The sequence below is a fragment of the Aerosakkonema sp. BLCC-F183 genome (assembly GCF_041929145.1).
Taxonomy (GTDB): Bacteria; Cyanobacteriota; Cyanobacteriia; order Cyanobacteriales; family Aerosakkonemataceae; genus Aerosakkonema.
Map to the genome: position 1 here is coordinate 41,536 of NZ_JBHFNU010000040.1, position 16,406 is coordinate 57,941.

At 41.5% G+C, this 16,406-nt stretch carries 16 protein-coding genes; all 16 read right to left on the reverse strand.

From position 1 onward, the window contains the following. Positions 1-7: 7 nt before the first annotated feature. Positions 8-733 (reverse strand): class I SAM-dependent methyltransferase, encoded by a 726-nt coding sequence (locus tag ACE1CD_RS09690; RefSeq protein ID WP_374823552.1) that lies wholly within the window; start codon positions 731-733, stop codon positions 8-10. 115 nt (positions 734-848) lie between these two features. After that, positions 849-1,655: a 2OG-Fe(II) oxygenase gene (locus tag ACE1CD_RS09695; protein ID WP_374823554.1), complete on the reverse strand. Its 807-nt coding sequence runs from the start codon at positions 1,653-1,655 to the stop codon at positions 849-851. Positions 1,656-1,678: 23 nt separating this feature from the next. After that, positions 1,679-2,947, reverse strand: coding sequence for a glycosyltransferase (locus ACE1CD_RS09700; RefSeq protein WP_374823557.1), 1,269 nt, complete (start codon positions 2,945-2,947; stop codon positions 1,679-1,681). Next, complete coding sequence (locus tag ACE1CD_RS09705; protein ID WP_374796799.1) at positions 2,947-4,107, reverse strand: glycosyltransferase family 4 protein; 1,161 nt, start codon at positions 4,105-4,107, stop codon at positions 2,947-2,949. The genes ACE1CD_RS09700 and ACE1CD_RS09705 overlap by 1 nt, the downstream gene beginning before the upstream one ends. Before the next feature lie 6 nt (positions 4,108-4,113). Beyond that, complete coding sequence (locus ACE1CD_RS09710; RefSeq protein WP_374796797.1) at positions 4,114-4,296, reverse strand: hypothetical protein; 183 nt, start codon at positions 4,294-4,296, stop codon at positions 4,114-4,116. Positions 4,297-4,428: 132 nt separating this feature from the next. Beyond that, complete coding sequence (locus ACE1CD_RS09715; protein WP_374796795.1) at positions 4,429-5,301, reverse strand: class I SAM-dependent methyltransferase; 873 nt, start codon at positions 5,299-5,301, stop codon at positions 4,429-4,431. A gap of 88 nt (positions 5,302-5,389) precedes the next feature. Further along, positions 5,390-6,661 (reverse strand): glycosyltransferase family 4 protein, encoded by a 1,272-nt coding sequence (locus ACE1CD_RS09720; RefSeq protein ID WP_374796793.1) that lies wholly within the window; start codon positions 6,659-6,661, stop codon positions 5,390-5,392. After that, positions 6,606-8,042: a hypothetical protein gene (locus ACE1CD_RS09725; RefSeq protein ID WP_374796791.1), complete on the reverse strand. Its 1,437-nt coding sequence runs from the start codon at positions 8,040-8,042 to the stop codon at positions 6,606-6,608. Before ACE1CD_RS09725 ends, ACE1CD_RS09720 begins: the two co-directional genes overlap by 56 nt. A gap of 16 nt (positions 8,043-8,058) precedes the next feature. Next, positions 8,059-8,742, reverse strand: coding sequence for a class I SAM-dependent methyltransferase (locus ACE1CD_RS09730; RefSeq protein WP_374796789.1), 684 nt, complete (start codon positions 8,740-8,742; stop codon positions 8,059-8,061). Between the two features lie 53 nt (positions 8,743-8,795). After that, complete coding sequence (locus tag ACE1CD_RS09735; protein WP_374823560.1) at positions 8,796-9,929, reverse strand: glycosyltransferase family 4 protein; 1,134 nt, start codon at positions 9,927-9,929, stop codon at positions 8,796-8,798. Between the two features lie 3 nt (positions 9,930-9,932). Continuing rightward, positions 9,933-10,616: a class I SAM-dependent methyltransferase gene (locus ACE1CD_RS09740; protein ID WP_374796785.1), complete on the reverse strand. Its 684-nt coding sequence runs from the start codon at positions 10,614-10,616 to the stop codon at positions 9,933-9,935. 2 nt (positions 10,617-10,618) lie between these two features. Beyond that, positions 10,619-11,722 (reverse strand): hypothetical protein, encoded by a 1,104-nt coding sequence (locus ACE1CD_RS09745; RefSeq protein WP_374796783.1) that lies wholly within the window; start codon positions 11,720-11,722, stop codon positions 10,619-10,621. Between the two features lie 47 nt (positions 11,723-11,769). Then, complete coding sequence (locus ACE1CD_RS09750; protein ID WP_374796781.1) at positions 11,770-12,777, reverse strand: hypothetical protein; 1,008 nt, start codon at positions 12,775-12,777, stop codon at positions 11,770-11,772. A gap of 486 nt (positions 12,778-13,263) precedes the next feature. Further along, a complete protein-coding gene (locus ACE1CD_RS09755; protein WP_374796779.1) occupies positions 13,264-14,331 on the reverse strand; it encodes an NAD-dependent epimerase/dehydratase family protein in 1,068 nt (355 codons plus the stop codon). Positions 14,332-14,365: 34 nt separating this feature from the next. Further along, positions 14,366-15,037, reverse strand: a complete 672-nt coding sequence (locus ACE1CD_RS09760) for a class I SAM-dependent methyltransferase (RefSeq protein ID WP_374796777.1) — start codon at positions 15,035-15,037, stop codon at positions 14,366-14,368. Between the two features lie 23 nt (positions 15,038-15,060). Further along, positions 15,061-16,362 (reverse strand): glycosyltransferase, encoded by a 1,302-nt coding sequence (locus ACE1CD_RS09765; RefSeq protein ID WP_374823563.1) that lies wholly within the window; start codon positions 16,360-16,362, stop codon positions 15,061-15,063. Between the last annotated feature and the right edge of the window lie 44 nt (positions 16,363-16,406).

The following is a 16,406-nucleotide window of genomic DNA, read 5'->3' on the forward strand; positions in this document are numbered from 1 at the left end:
ATGTTTATTAACTTTCCACGCTACACACCCAAATTACCGTGCTGTTAAGGAAACTGCCACTCCAGGGAAATGGAGAGAAAATCCGCCGCTCGATTTTGACTTTTTCTTGTAATATTTTCTCTATTTTACGATAATCAAATCCCTTGTGGCCTGTGTAGTCTGACTGCAAAGAGTGAGAAGAAGTAAAACTGTGAGCATCCCATAGAATAGCCGCTGAAAATATCTCTTTTAACTTATATGGTTCGTAACCATAGTTTCCATTTCTATTAGCAAAATAACGTCCCATTTGCTTCAATAAAAGCGATGGCCCAATCTCGATCGGTACAGAAATTACCATTGTGGCTTTTGGTTTGCAATAAATTAAGATTTGCTGCAAAGCTTTTTCAGGATGACCGATATGTTCGAGCGTTTCAGTGCAGAAGATTATATCGCAACTTTGTGGCGGTATTTTTTGCGATAATTCCTCTGGTTTGCAAAATTGAAAGCCAGGTATATCCGCGAATATTTCCTGGCAAGCTGACAGCATATAGGGATCTACATCAACGCCTATTCCCGATTTTACTGTGTTTTGCTCGTATGCTGTTCTGAGCAGCCAACCGTCGCCACATCCGTAATCTAAGGCTCGATCGTATCGAGTGTTGCCAAGAACATTCAAAACGGCGCTAAAGCGTGATTGATGTGCAAAACGAGTCAGGCGATTACCTTTTTGGAGCAGGCGTTGAGAGTAGGACATTTTTTTGAGGGGCTAGTGCATTCCGATCTAAGTTTCCCACAACTACCGCCAAAGATGGGGAGATGGGGAGGGATGCGGAGATTGAGACTTGTATGCGCTCGATATTGCTGAGGAATTAGTCCTTTTTCCCTTTGCGATCGTAAAGAACAGCATGGGCATCTTTCTGCGGTCTCAAAGCACGAGCGAAAGAGCGAACTAAATTGTCTACAGGATAAAGCATTTTGTTGAGCATTTCATTCTTTCTCGCTCGGAAAGATGTGACGTGGTAGTAGTCTGTTCCGTCTGGAGATTCCTCTGTAAAAAAGTACAGATTTATGGATTTGCGGCTATCGCCATCTGGTGTATTGACGCGGCGATAGCCATGCCAAGATTGTTTGTCGGTTGCGAAAATAACCATGCGATTGAAGCTCGGTAAAATTGCTACTGACTCGGACATATCTGGCGACCATAGTTCCAAATGGCCTCCCTTTTCTTCTGTCCAATTTTTGTTCAAATAAAGCAGTAAATTCAACCGACGATACCAAGGATTAACAGGGTGAGAACTGTTATCTAAGTGAACGTTTAAAAAGCTGCCGTTTGCTCCTTGGGCGAGTCCGGCGGCATACAATTGGTTATCTGAAAGTAAGTTGGGTATGCCAGAAATTCGAGAAAGAAGATCGATAAGTCGTTGCGAGTGCAGGTGTTGCAATACGATCTCGCTGAAAATGGGATTGAATTTGTTAATGGCGGGGTCTTGAGCTTTATCTTGACGGAAGTCTTTTAAGACATCCATTTCTTCAATTGTGGGGAAGACGCTAAAAGCTTGGGTGGCAATTTCTTCGGGCAAGAAGTTATCGATAACGAGATGTCTGACGGGTTTTGATTCGGCAAAGCTTTTAGCTAAGTTATCGATTTGAGATTCGATCGAGTTGTAGTTAATCATTTAATTTTCCTCAAAAAACTAATTCATTTTTCTGTTTCTAAAACAGTTGAGCATTTCAGTTTTGAGTTGTCTGGATATGGGGGAATGGGTTGTTGCTGAAGAATGGAAGTATAGACGGTGGCGAGATGGTGGCCGATCTTCTGCCAGGAATAGCGATCGCTCGCCAAGCGCTTGCCATTTTCGCCTAATTTTTGGCGCTTTTCGGGAGCTTCTAGCAATTGGGCGATCGCATTTGCCAAAGGTTCGACTTCTCCCTCTACTACTAACCCAGTCTCAAAGGCAGTAATTTCCTGCGAAATTTGGATATCCGGGGTGACAATTACTGGCAAACCAGATGCTATTGCTTCTCCAACAGCAATACCAAAGTTTTCGGAAAAGGATGGCAAAACAAAGATATCGGCACCTTGCAGCAACAAATCTTTATCTTCACCGATGACAAAACCGGGTATAGAGGTGCGAGTTGCTAAATTTAGCGACGATATCAAGTTGTCCAAATAGCTGAGGTAATCTGGTTCTCCCGAACCCGCTAAGATCAAATGGAAATCACAGTTTCGCTCCGCTAATTGGCTGAGCGATCGCAGCAGCAAATCCGGGCGTTTTTTATAATGAAGGCGAGAAAGATACAGCACTATTGGCGTTTGCGGAGCAATGCCGTAAATTTCGCGTATTTTCTGCTTAGCGGCGGGTCGCAAAATTGGCGGTTCCACACCAAGCGGTAGAACAGCTGTGGGAGTTTCAATGCCAAAGTTGCGGACATCTTCGGCTTCACCGATGGAAGTGCAGTGAATAGCGGCGGCGCGAGCGAGATTTTTTCGCTCGATTAAAAAGCTATAAATTTGCTTTTTAAGGCGACTTTGAGATAACGCCCAAGGAGTAAGTTGACCCATTGCGCGGACGGTGTAAGGAACTTTTTGCCATCTGGCGATCGCACCGGCACAAGTACAAGGATACGAAAAAAGATAGTGGTTGTCTAGAATATCGTAATCTCGAATATGTTCCCAAAGCCAACGAGTCAGTGGTGCGGAAAAGACAAATCCTTTATCTTTTGCTATTTGTACTCCTTTGGCGGGTGGCGAAAATTGCTCAAAAAACCAAACGGGCACTTTCTCGAATTCAATTCGCTGATTTAAGGGTACATCTAGAGGGTAAAGTCCGTCTGGGCCGTTGTCGTTGGTGGTAGCAATTTCGGCGTCAATTCCTTGCTCTCGCAAGCATTTAATTAAATTCAAAACGACTTGGGTTGGCCCTCCCCGACGCGGCGATACGGAAGGAATAATATGCAATACTTTCATTAGCTGACTCCTATGGGAGAATTTTCAATCAACTCTGAGAGAGTTTTTTTATAACGTTCAAAGCCGAAAGTATCGATTACTTTTTGTCGCAATAATTCAGGCTGATACATATGAGGGTGAGGGAAAGTACCCTGTAAAATAGAAATTAAGGTTTCCGTAATTTCTCTTACATTATCGGGAGAAACTAAAGCTCCCAATTCGCCGTGACAAAGGGCGTCGATCGCACCGTCTCGATCGCCTCCCAAGGTAGGTTTTCCGCAAGCTAAGGCTTCTAGGTAAACGATGCCAAATCCTTCGCCTTTGCTGGGCATGGCAAAAACATCACAAAGATTGTAATGGTCGCCAAGTTCGCTATCGGGAATAAATCCGGCTAGGGTAACGCAGTCTTGCAAGTTGAGTTTGGCGATCCACTGTTCGATGCGGGGGCGATCGTCCCCTTTTCCTACTAAAATGTAGCGCAATTTGGGAATATAACGCCGAATTTCCGGTAAAGCTTGAATAATGCGATCGTATCCTTTATATTGTTCGCTTTTGTCTAATCTGGCTACTGTGAGAATCACCGCATCTTCTGGGGTCAATCCATAACGTTCCATCAGATATGGCGGCTTGGGCGCAATTTGAAAACGACTGGCATCAAAGGTGTTAGGCAGGAGAGAAATTTTGAGCGGGTCGAGGTTTTGTTCTTTGAGTAAGCGATCGCGAGTATAACCGCTGACTGAAATAATTCGATCGGCGTTTTGCAAACCTTTTTGCAAGCTTGGACGATCGATATTCCAAGCTTCTACACCGTGAGCGATCGTCCAGTATGGGATATTTGCCAAACGTTTCAACCAGTAGGCAACGGGGGTGAAGTTAAGGTGGGTTAAGATAATTAAATCGGGACGTTGATACAGACCGTATCCTAGAATTTGAGAAGCGAAAGCAAAGGTTCGTAAAGGCAACGGCCACTTGCCTGTAAAGTGAAAGTTAGTACCCTCTAAGAAAGGTACTTCTGGTAGCGATCGAGTATCGTGTTTGAGAAAAACTTCGTAATTTCGATCGGGGTACAAACTTTGGAGCGCCTCTAGGAAGAAAGCCGAATAAACTTGTATTCCCCCCTTAAATTCAAAGATGTTAGGGAAACACAGGTAAATCTTACCTTGTCTAGTAATGTTTGACATCCTGAGTTACTGCAAAGCTAGGGGAAGTACGAGTAGAGTAACAGGGCAGAGACCTTCGTCCCAAGAAACATAAAGAAATGTATCCAACCAAGAGCCTTTTATTTTTGGGCTAGCAAATCGAATGGTGGGGATCGCGCTTAGCAGTACTATCGATAATGCGATCGAACTGCGATCCAATTTTTTTAACATACCAGTAAATCTCTCCTTCCCATCAATTTTTATTAAGTATGAGGTTGGCGATCGCGAGCCACATTTATTGATTATGTTCGCTAATTTTTGCTACTGCCTCAAGTTGCGATCGCTGCTCGATCGACTGCCCAATCATTTCTCCAGTCTATATAGACCAATTAATTGATCTGACAGATTGCATACCCACTGTCGCGGTAGTAGATCTAGAAATGCTTCTAGCAGAAAGCGACCACCTAAAATCCACGCATTGTCATAAAATGGTGTTGCCCCGTATGTGACTGCACCGCGTCCGCGATCGACTATTTTAAAACCTATTTTTTCTAAAGTATTATCCCACTCGCTAATTGTTTTTAACGATACATGGCCGTGCAAGAAGACATTTTCAGTTTCTATATTGACTTTTTGAGATTGATCCTTCATCGCCTGCATTTCCGCTCGCATATTTTCACGGCGTTTCCGATCCCAATACGCACCCTGAAACACATTTGGTTCATTTGGTGTAGTAATAATTAGGTATCCGTTTGGTTTCGTTACCCGCTTGATTTCCTTTATAAATAACTCTGGATCGATCAGATGTTCGATCACTTCAGAGCAATAAATTACATTAACTTCGCTATCTTTAAATGGTAATGTTTTGGTAACGTCACAAGGTATTATATCAACATTATCTACATGATAATATTTCTTTTTAAGATTAGCTACTTCTAATGCAGTAGGCTCAGCTTCCAAACCTATCAAACGCCAACCTGACGAATTTTTTTCTAAAAATTGACGAATTAAAAATAGATCGATGCTTTCGCCGCAGCCAACATCGACAAACAGATAAGGTACTGATTTTTCCGTTTGGTTATGATGCAACAAGTTAAGATTGCGTTTAAGCAATTTTATAACTTCTTGGCGCTTGCGATACCAAAAATAATTTCCTGAAGGTGTCGCACAAATTGGACTTTGTTCGTATTCAAACTTCCCTTTTAAAATTTCAACTAATTTTTCATCAAAATTCATCCTAAGTTTCTCCTTTCTGAACGATTGACAATTATACCAAAGTTTAAAAATTCTTGTATGGGTTTGAGCGCAAACCCGTGCAGCTTGTTCAAGAACCTCCACTATCGCCGGGGCTTAAAACCTCTTTGACTCGGCTTGCCAACTGCTGTCGATATCGAGCCCAGGTTAGTTGTTCGGCTTGGTGTCGAGCGCGTTGTCCCATTTCCGCTAATTCTAAGGTATGGCTGTAACACCACTCTAATTTTTCCTTCAGGGCTTCTACATCGCGAACGGGTACGATGAAACCTTCTTCACCGTCAGCGATGATATCTGAAACGCCCGCGTTTGGGGTAGTAATAACGGGAATACCGCAAGCCATCGCTTCCAACACCACCAGAGGAAGTCCTTCCACAAGTGTGGGCAGAACTAAAACATCGGCACTAGAATAATAGTTGTTTAATGAAGCGTGAGGTACGGATGGAATATAACGAATTTTATTTTGATATTGTGCCAAATAATTATCCGGAAATTCATTAATTCCCACTAGCAATAATTCAGCTTCTGGTAATTTCAATTCTTGCCACGCTTGCAGTAAATAGTGGACGCCTTTGCGCGGGCCGATCCGACCGACAAATAAAGCCCGAAATAATTTGTCTGTTTTGGGTTTGGGATAGAAATAATCGATGGGTGCGCCAAAGGGAATGACGTTAATTTTTTCTGGTTTGACGCCAGCTTCCACTAATGAATTTTGCACAAATGAAGAGGCGACGAAAATGCGATCGGCTAATTGAATTTCCTGTTCTTTCCGCTCGATTTTCCAAGCAGGTTCCCTCGCTGCTTGTAACGCCGAGGCAAACTCTGGAAAACGCTGAGCTTCTTCTGTTTGAATGTCGCGACTTTTGCGATAGAAGAGAATGGGCAGATCGTATAAGCAGAGAATCCCGCGTTGTTTAGCGACTTGAAATGTTGTCGCTGCTCCATCTTCGTAAGCGTAAATAGCATCTAAGTTGTCAAGGTGATGCTGAGCGACGTGGCGATCGATCGAAGCGTAAATCCAATCAACTGTTTCTTGTAAACTAAAACCTAAGCGAGCGTTCAATTTTGTCCGCACGAGAGCAATTCGCATTGCTTCTTGCCAAGGATGCGTCCGCATACAAACACCCTTTGGCGCAATCCACGTCCGCCGCCCTAATTCATCAGCTACTCGGTTTTTAATTGTTTTTGGCAATAAATTTAAGTACCGAGATACCCATCCTTTAGGATTGTAAGCAATTGTGGTAATTATTTCGTCGAGCAGATCGGCTTCCCACAAAGCCAGTGCAGCTTCACGAGAATTCGGATTGCCGATCGGGTGAATCAGGGAGATACGCGGCTTGGGCATTTTGGTTTAACCATTGTAATTGTTCTTGCCAATTCATCACTTGTTCCAACCGAGGTAATAGAAAGATAAAACCGGTGGAAAACCAGTAGTAAGTTGCGAAGGTATGGTGAAAAACAAGCTGCCCGTTGATCCAAATTGCGTGTAAAAGAAAAGCGGTTAGTGCTAACTGACGAAGGAACGGTCTTTTCAATTTCCAGAATACCATAAAAAGAGAAATAATTATACTTACTCTTAACGCATACCATATGATAAAACCGATTACACCTAGCTCTAAAGCTATTCTCCCCATTTCTGCCTCATAACCGACAGGAATAGCTTCGCCAGGGGGTAAATTTAAAGCAAGCCGAAGCGCTGCACCTCCTAAGTGCGTCGCACCGGCACCATAGCCGTCAACTCCTTTTAAATTGATATAGTTAAAAGGCTCAGATAAAGTACCAAAAATGCGATCGTATATATCTCGACCTGCGCTGGTACGATTCAGAAAAGCATCCACGGCTGGGCGAAACCAAATTAGGGAAGCCATAGAAACAACAACAGCTGGTATCAAGAAAGGCTTGAACAAACGGAAAACAGCATAAGGATTGGTGAGAGTTCTAATACCCAGATAGCCCACCAAAATTATCACAGCACTAAAAACTGTGCTGCGAGAGCCAGTCATAAAAGAGTTAACTGTCCATAAAAGCAATTCAGCAATAGTAGCCCACCGCCACCACCTTGACTGCTTAAATGAAAGTAGAGGTAGTAGTAAGCTAAAACACGCTAGTAAATAGGCTGCGTAATTATTAATGTATGAAAATGTTCCTGTTATGCGTACACCTCCAGCTGTTAAGTCGCTATTTATGAATGTGGCAACATCCACCTTTGCCACTTCGCTTTGAACGTATGAGTTAATCGGACTGGATGCCGGACTGAAAAACTGAACAACGCCCAGTATGCCAACCGGTATAAGTAAAAAAAGGTGCGATCGCAAAAATTTGTAAAGCTCTTCTTCTGTGGGAAATAAAACTGGCATCATCCAAATAAAGGGAATATAGAAGAGATAGGTTTTTAATCCAAACAAGCCAATAATGGGCGAACCTAAACTTGGATTAAAAGCCTGCAACAGGCACCATCCTGCCGCCATAAAAATCATGGCATTAACCAAGTTATTTTTAATCGGAAATTTTCTTTCTCCCCCCGCTACATAGTACTTAATGTAAGCTCCTAAAAGGAAAAAATCTTTCAAAAAATAAATTAGTTCGCTAGCTTGCGGTAACACCCATTTTCTCAGCGCACCCTCAATAACTATAAGGAAAAACGCTATCTTTACAGCGCGACGCCAATTGGAAAATGAGAATAAAAATATACTGGCAACGGCTAGCAGAGCAATTAGTAGCTTCACTAAAATAACTCCTCTTTTAAATCATCGACTCAGCAATTGTCATAAGTGATTGGTAGTTTTTCTTTAAAAGACCCAAAGAATAGGCAATTTTAACCGCTCGTTCTTCAGAAAAGGTTGACGCAAGTTTGCCTAAAAGAAAAGGGCCATACAGTTTAGTTTGACGAATAGGACGCCAGCCACAGTGCAGGAGAAGATTAGTAATTGTCTGAAATGTCCAACAATAAAAATGTTGGTCATGATCGGGTTCTATACTGGGGGTTAATTTTACTTCTATGGGAAGAATCAAGATTAATTTACCTGCTGGTTTCACATAGCGGTGAAATTTTTTCAAGTCATCAGATGGAGTAGGAGAGTGTTCGAGAGAATGAGATGACAGTAAAATGTCAAAATGATTCTGCGGAATCTCTTCTACACTACCAAAAGCTTTTTGGCCGCGCTGTCTCAGAAAATTTACGGCAAACTCGGAAAAATCAAAAAATGCCACATTTGGTAAAGCTGCTGAAACTTGTCCTAACCCGCAACCAAAATCCAAAACAGAAAGGTTAACATCGAGATGATTCGCCGAAAAAATTGCCTCTTTCCAATAAAAAGAAAGCAGATTATAGTATTTTTTATCGGCGAATACTCGTCCGTAATGAGAAATATAGTAATCTTTGTCGTAGGCAAAACTTGGTTTATCGTGGGAACTGGTGCTTAGCATTGCACTCTCCTGAAAATGACTGTCTATATATAATAGATGGGAATTGACGGAAGTTAATTTGATTTTTTTGTAATTACTTCTTCATATAATTCAATATATCTTTTAGTAAGTTTTACTTCATCAAAAGCATCTAGTTGAAAAGCAGCGCTTTCAAGTTGTTTTTCAGCTAAAGAGCTATCTTTGATTAGTTTAATCATACATTCATAAAGGCCGCGATCGTCTCCGTTTTTGAATTTCAGTCCCGCCTCTCCTACACACTCTGCGTGTCCGCCGAATTCAGAAACAATCATATTTTTGCCAGCGGCTAAAAGTTCTAATGTTACTCCTCCAAATGGCTCTTCCCAGACTGAAGGAACAACGGCAATATGAGACTTAGCGATAATTTCCACTAATTCCTGACCCGATTTAGAGCCAAAGAAAAACACATTATTTGTCAAGCTTAGCTGTTGGACAAGCTTTTCTAGAGAATGTCTGATATTTCCATCACCTACTATAGCCAGGGTTTTAGTACTATGGATTGGCTCTGAAATCAATAAGTGAAATGCACGGATTAAGTCGGGAACTCCCTTTTCGCTAACCAGACGTCCAACGTAGATAAAATCATATTGGTGATTTTGAATGTTTTTGGCAGCTTTGAACTTATTTAACGAATAAGGTGTATGAGCGACCACTTGATTTTTGCAAGTTTGTCGTTTAGCTACCCAGTTTGAACAAGCTATATTTAAATCTACGTTGTCTGCAATATAGCGCCTAATGTATAACTTAACTGACTCTTTTAAAACATAACTTAAGCCATTTTTTTGCCAATGATAATTTATCGAAGCTAAGGGAGTCATGGGAGCGGGTTCGCCATCCACCCAGCCTAACCCATCAATACAAGAAACTTGGTAGCCATTGTGTGTCCAGATAAAAGGTTTATTGTTTAATTTTGCGAAGGGAAACATGGCTACGCTCGCGCCATTAGAATGTACTAAATCGCATTGTCTGGTCAGTTCAAAACGTTCTTTAAGTTTAGGTTTTCTAATGACTTTATAGATACGCGGCTCTTCATCTGACTTGGCAAGCGTTTCGGTAACAACTAGGCATTCATGCCCCAAACGAACAATATTTTCAGCTAAAGTAGCGCTGATAGTTTCAACACCACCTGTAGACGGCCAAAAAACTGAGGAGTAAAGCAGAATTTTCATTTTTCATGCGGGTTTTTGGGTAATTGCCAGGAAGTTATCGCTGTAACGCAACCCTTTGAGCAGTCCTGCGGAAATGGTTTGCCAATGGAGTGAGGGAAACTTAGGAATACCACCCATATCGGTAAAAATAAATTTGGGTGCAGAAAAGCCAGCTTCCTTGAGGATGCGATCGACATCTTTCCGTAGAAGTGGGGTAATGTGTGCCGGATAGGAAGTATCGCCAAAAAGTACAAAATGTCCTTGTAATAGAAGAGCCAATAAAGATCGCCAACTTTCATTATTGGGTGTACTAAAAATCAGAGTTCCACCGGGACGGAGCAATCGAAACCATTCGCGTGCAACTGCTCTGGGGTTTTCCAAATGCTCGATTACTTCTGCGGAGACGATAATGTCAAATGTTTCGGGAGGGATGTCGGTGGGATAATTTAAATCTCCGGTCAGAAATTTAATAGAATCATCAACTTGGGGAGAATGCTGGATGATATCGATCGCACTAATCGATCGAAAGCGACCTAACGCTTGCAGCCGCCGAGTTAAATTTCCCGTACCCGCACCAAAATCTAAAATATCACCTTTGAGATCGAGCTGTATCAATACCCGTTCAAACGCTGCGTAGACCGGATCGCTACTAATACCGCCACTGGTTTGTGCTGCTAGCTGACGCTGGGTTTCCAGAGATCCATCCATACTTAATTATTTTGGCTCAACAGTTGTGTGGCAAAGGTTTTCGCTTGTAGCGATAAGTTATGGCTTTGATACCAAGTATAGGCATTATCTGCGATCGCCTGCCCTACTTCCAAACTCAGCCTTCCTGTAGGACGATCTGCCAGCCAGTAGTGTTTCCCCGCCTCCAAACCATCCATCTGCAAAGCATTGTAGAAAATGCCGATCGGGATCGTTCCGTGGGCGCTATAGGCAGCAAAAACACCGGATTTAGCCAGATACTGCGTATGGTAGTCAAAAAAGCCAGCTACAGAATTTAATAGGATCGCGCTAATCTCCGCCGCCGTTCTCTTACCCATCACCACTACTGGTATGCCATTAATTTTAGAAAGATCGAGACCCGTAGGTGGCCCCACATCCCATATCTCTTCAATCTCCAACTGTTGGCAAGTCAATTCCAGATTTGATAACGACCTCTGATAAACTCGCAGGCGGTTGCTGGAACTGCCGAAAACCACTAAAGAGCGAGGACGATGTGCTAGGGGGGGGACTTGTTTTGGTTCGCCAATATTGGAAAAGACTGGGATGGCGTGGATTTGAGAATGTTTGCCGGAGCTTAACTGGTGTAAGATTTGGGCATAGCCTTGATGACTGGTGAGACAGCGATCGCTCAGTTTTGCCAAACGAATAGCTAAGTTTTTTTGCACTGGGGACAGCCAAAACGAACTGGCCCATATTGGCCCTGTGGCGTAAAGTTCGTGAAACATCGTCACCAAAGAGCGATTGTTGTTAACTTTTCGCCACTTTTCCAAGGCATTAACTAACCAAAAAGGGCAACCTCTCTTGGCATAGCCATAGCCAACGTAGTGTAGAAGAATCGTAGCCGTTTTCTGACTGTTACTATCCAGCAGCGATAAAAGATTATCGACAGAACGTTCGCTTACCTGGCCGATCGCAAATCGATCGATTTCTTTTGCGCCAGCCCAAGACGGGTTGCCCACAATAAAATGCGTTTCTATGTTAAAATCCTGGCGGAGTTGCTTAGCCACGTTAAGGGCATAATCTCCTACTCCATCGATCGCCGGAGGAAGACCGGGAGTGATGCAAGTAAATTGGGCTGAAGTCGTCATTTTTACTTTCTACTATCGAGCTACCACTAACAAACCATAATTCCTTATTAAGGAATCACTATAAGCTCAAAAGGCTTTCTTGGTAGCGATTTGAAACTGCGGCCTAAAAATTCAACTCTTGGGTAGTTTATGTTCAATTCTGGATATTGCATTGCTAGCCGATGTGTACTCGCGATCCACGTAACATCGGATGGCTTATCTTTTGCTAATAGTTGAGGGGCACCAATTGGTCCCATAAAAGTCAAGTCTATAGAATTTTTAGGCAATTTATAGTCAAACACAAACCTAGCTGCTACTTCATCTATAGCATATTTTCTGTCTGGTTTAGCTAGGACAGTTTCTCTAATTTGTTGGTATTTTGCTTGTGGCAGATATTCTCTTCCTGCCAAAGATATGATATTTAAGCTTTGACTGGACAAATAAATCATCAATGCCATTATAGCTACATATATCCTCTGTTTTGCTCCCCCAATCTTAGAAACTATGCAGACAATTCCAAGCCAAACAAAGAAAAAATTAAACCACAAAGCCAAGCCATAAAGGAACATATTTAAAATCATCCCCGTAGTTAGCCCAATAAATAAAATTTTTAAGTTTACGGGAATGAAATGCCTTTTTTGAAAAACTATTATAGCTATTAATAAAAATAAAATGTAACTGGGTACGTTCAAAACAGGGCCATAGTACTCTGTCATCAACCTAAAAAATAAAATGATTCCCTTAATGCTGCCAGCTTGCCGCCAAGAAGCAGTCAGAAGAAAGTCTGACAAAAAACTCTTAAGTTCAAAATTTATGCAGAGTAAGAAGAGAGTGAAAACTAGCACGGTTGCTGCTAAAAGCGCTAAAACTCTTGTCTGAATATACTTAGTATTAATATTTTTTAGGCCACCTGTAGAGAGCAAATTTATCCCTAAGATAGCTATGCCAAAAGAAAATCCGTAGGCAGAGGTAATCGGTGAAGCGAAAACAGCACTTTCAACAAAGCTAAAACCCAGAAAGTATCGCCACCAGTTATCCCGTGTGAGTAGCCATAGACCTAACCCCAAAAAAGCCATTCCCAGAGCATCTTGGCGGAAGCCTGTACTATAGTAGGGGTTGGGGTTACAGTGCCACGCCGCGAAAAGAACAGTTGCACAAATTGCTGTAAGTCTGGGAAACCCGTAAAATCTTAGCAGCAGCGCACAAGATAAAGAGAATGTGTTGTAGCATAAATACTGGAATAACCGTAAGCTAGCTGTACTAATACCTGCAATTTTTAGCCACCCAGCTAAAGTATAAGAGTGAAAAGGAGGTTGAAAGTAGAATTTACCGCTACTCAATGCGGAGTTCCACACTTCTAAGTACGGGTTGGTAAATTCTCCTCCTTTAGATAAGTTAATCGCTGCTCCTGTAAAGAAAAGATCGTCTATACATGGTAAGGGATATCCCAACAAAAATAGTACAGACCAAATGGCAACAATAGGTATTGCTACTGTCAGGATAAATTTTTTCAAAGAGTAAGTATGCTGTGCAATCATAAGGGGAAAGATTAATTTATTTAACTACGCAAAAACATTACCAACTATATGCTTGTATTCAGAAATCCATTGATAAATATCAGTTAAAGTGGTTTGAGCATTTCTTTGCGGCTTCCATCCGGTAGTTTGCATAATTTTATGGGAGTTTGTCAGATAAATAGGAACATCTCCTGTGCGGTTATCGGCTACTGGGGTAATGGCAATTTGCTGTCCGGTAATTTCTTGGCAAAGCAGAGTAGTTTCATAAAGAGAAAGTGTATTTTCTGTGCCACCTCCCACATTAAAAGTTTGCCCTTTCAGGCGATCCAAATTCTGAATTTGTATATCAATTAAGTCTAATAAATCTGCTATGTGTAGGAAATCTCTCACTTGTTTGCCTGTACCTCCATAACCGATGTATTTGAGCGATCGCCCAAAATAGTGAGCGGCCATCCATAAAGCAAATACACCTTGATCGACCTTACCCATTTGCCAAGGCCCAGTCAGCACACCACAGCGATCGACCACAGTTCTCAGTCCATAAGCATCGGCATATTCAGCGATGAGCAACTCTGATGCCAGTTTAGTAGATCCGTAGAGCGATCGCGCTCCGTCTAAGGGAAATTCTTCTGAAATACCCTGACTCGAAACACCAGGCAAAGACTGCTCATCCAAAAGTTGAAACCTGGTTTCAGTTTCTCTAAATTTTAAAGCATTGAGATGCGCGATCGGATAAACCCGACTCGTAGACAAAAAGATAAAATCTGCCTGAGTCTGCCGTGCCAATTCCAGACAATTAATAGTTCCGACTAAATTTGTTTGCAGTACGTACCCAGGAGAAGTATAGCCAGCTAACACCGATGGCTCAGCAGAACACTCTAATATTAAGTCTGGTTCAAGTGCCACAGGATCGAGGTCTTCTTTATTCCGGACATCACCATGAATAAACTCTATTCCTGCCTGCTTCAGCCTTGGCAAATTTAACTCCGAACCCCGTCGTTTCAGGTTATCTAAAGCAGCAATTTTCCAGTCTGGATAGCGTTGCGCTAACTCCAGCCCCAAAGAGCTACCAACAAAACCCGCTCCTCCTGTAATTAAAACTTTTCTGTTCACTTCCTTGACCTCTTAATTGTTATCGCTCCATTATTTAGAGGGGTTTTGATGCTTTAACAAACATCTGTCCGCCCAAAAACTGCCAAACAAATGGTAACTTCAGATATAAGCTTAAAAGTTTGGGCGAACTGGGTCTACCTTTGGTTGAATAAGGCAAGAACCTGGGAATTAAAACAGCGATCTGAAAACCAATAGCCTCTAGAACCTCTTTGAGCGAAAGATGAGTAATTGGTAATTCGTGGTCAATAAAGTCATAATACTCCTTAACTGAGTACTTGAAGTTTGGCTGTATAATCAAGAGAGAGCCTCCGGGATTTAGGCGATCGAAGCAGAACAATAACACTTTCACCAAATCTTCTTTGCAGCTTAAATGTTCAAAAAAGTTTGATACAAAAATAATATCAAACTGTTCGGTCAGTTCTTCCGCCTTATCAGCCTTCAGAATGTCAACATTAAATATTTTTACCGACCCATCCGCGTATAATTTAGCATCGGGATTTAGGTCGATTAGATATTTTTCTCTTGCTTTCACCTGATTGATGAATTCGCAATAGCCCCCTCCTATATCCAAAACAACTGAATCCGGGTCTATATACTTTTGAATAAATTCTTCTATTAAAGTCTTCCACAAAGCAAATTTTGCTTTCCGCTGTCTGTGGTCAAAGCGACTAGAGTAGAGCTTTTTCAGATATTCTTCTTGCTTCATATGTTAGAAAATAACTCGCCGCCTTAATTTACTTTCATCCCCATCTTTGAGTAGTAATGCTTACGTACATAATCCCCTCTTGAAAGAATTCTTTCCAGAAATATATAGAGGACTATGAATAAGTATCTGCTCCCCATTTCTTTTATTTTTAACTTAGAAACTCCCGTTTTGCGGTTGCGCCATATAATTGGGATTGTTGTGTAAGAATAACCCCTAACTATTGCTTTTAAAGGAATTTCAACCGTCAAATTGAAGTGATGCGATAAAAGTGGATAAACACCCTCTATCACTTCTTTTCTGTACATTTTAAAAGCGTTTGTTGTATCGTTAAATTTTAACCCAAATAATATCTGTATAAATAGATTCGCTAATCGATTTACCATCAATTTATGAGTTGGGTAATCAATTACTTTACCACCTCTAATAAACCGCGAACCAAACACGCACTCATAGCCTTCTTGTAACTTATAATAATAATCTATTATATTTTCTGGATGGTCGGAACTATCCGCCATCACAATGGCAACGACGTCTCCTTGAAAATTCTCTAAACCGCAGCGCACTGCGAAACCAAAGCCATTGGGATAATAGTTGTTGATATAACGCACTTTGCTGTTTTGGTAATTGAGGTGCTGCAATAATTCTTCGGTGCGATCTTTACTATTATCATTAACAACCAAAATTTCGTAAGGAATCCCTTTTTCTTCCAGTAATTCAGTAATAGATTCAACAGTTTCTACAATACATCCTTCTTCGTTGTGAGCGGGAATCACCACTGATAAAACATCGATTTTACAACCATTTTTCAATGGTGAATCCCCTGTTTCTCTGCCACTGTGCCTTGGTAAACCAGAGCTATTTTCCAATGCTGGCGCTAAGCCCTCTGGGTAATATAATTCAGACTCTGATTCTGACTTATCCTGGTATTTTGAGTGTTTTACTTGACTCTTAAATACCAGTTTGTCGCTAATCAAATAGTTGAGGGCTGCATTTATGAATATGCCAACTAAAGTATTTATTTTATAATTGATTCCTACCCAATCCAAGATGGGGAATACAATAAAAATACGAGCTATTATAGCAGCTCCGGCAGACATATGATAAAGAGGAAGTTGCCGCAACCACACTTCTCGAACTGTCCAATTCCCTCCTGGCCAAACCCAAATTCGGTATAAGAAGAAACTAAACAGCAATGACATCTCAATTGAGACTACATTTGCCACATTTCGTAAAACAGGAGTGTCAAATCGCAGCACGTCGATCAAGCAATATATCAGCAACAAATTGAACGTTGCTGCTACACCACCTGCAATAATAAATTTCAATATCCGATTCCGAAGTAGCTTTGATAACATCGCTGTAAATACCC

Coding starts and splice junctions, on each gene's coding strand:
- ACE1CD_RS09690 (WP_374823552.1), bottom strand. CDS start 733: ATGTCCTACTCTCAACGCCTGCTCCAAAAAGGTAATCGCCTGACTCGT.
- ACE1CD_RS09710 (WP_374796797.1), bottom strand. CDS start 4,296: ATGTTAAAAAAATTGGATCGCAGTTCGATCGCATTATCGATAGTACTG.
- ACE1CD_RS09695 (WP_374823554.1), bottom strand. CDS start 1,655: ATGATTAACTACAACTCGATCGAATCTCAAATCGATAACTTAGCTAAA.
- ACE1CD_RS09735 (WP_374823560.1), bottom strand. CDS start 9,929: ATGAAAATTCTGCTTTACTCCTCAGTTTTTTGGCCGTCTACAGGTGGT.
- ACE1CD_RS09750 (WP_374796781.1), bottom strand. CDS start 12,777: ATGGCTTTTTTGGGGTTAGGTCTATGGCTACTCACACGGGATAACTGG.
- ACE1CD_RS09740 (WP_374796785.1), bottom strand. CDS start 10,616: ATGGATGGATCTCTGGAAACCCAGCGTCAGCTAGCAGCACAAACCAGT.
- ACE1CD_RS09715 (WP_374796795.1), bottom strand. CDS start 5,301: ATGAATTTTGATGAAAAATTAGTTGAAATTTTAAAAGGGAAGTTTGAA.
- ACE1CD_RS09705 (WP_374796799.1), bottom strand. CDS start 4,107: ATGTCAAACATTACTAGACAAGGTAAGATTTACCTGTGTTTCCCTAAC.
- ACE1CD_RS09700 (WP_374823557.1), bottom strand. CDS start 2,947: ATGAAAGTATTGCATATTATTCCTTCCGTATCGCCGCGTCGGGGAGGG.
- ACE1CD_RS09745 (WP_374796783.1), bottom strand. CDS start 11,722: ATGACGACTTCAGCCCAATTTACTTGCATCACTCCCGGTCTTCCTCCG.
- ACE1CD_RS09730 (WP_374796789.1), bottom strand. CDS start 8,742: ATGCTAAGCACCAGTTCCCACGATAAACCAAGTTTTGCCTACGACAAA.
- ACE1CD_RS09720 (WP_374796793.1), bottom strand. CDS start 6,661: ATGCCCAAGCCGCGTATCTCCCTGATTCACCCGATCGGCAATCCGAAT.
- ACE1CD_RS09760 (WP_374796777.1), bottom strand. CDS start 15,037: ATGAAGCAAGAAGAATATCTGAAAAAGCTCTACTCTAGTCGCTTTGAC.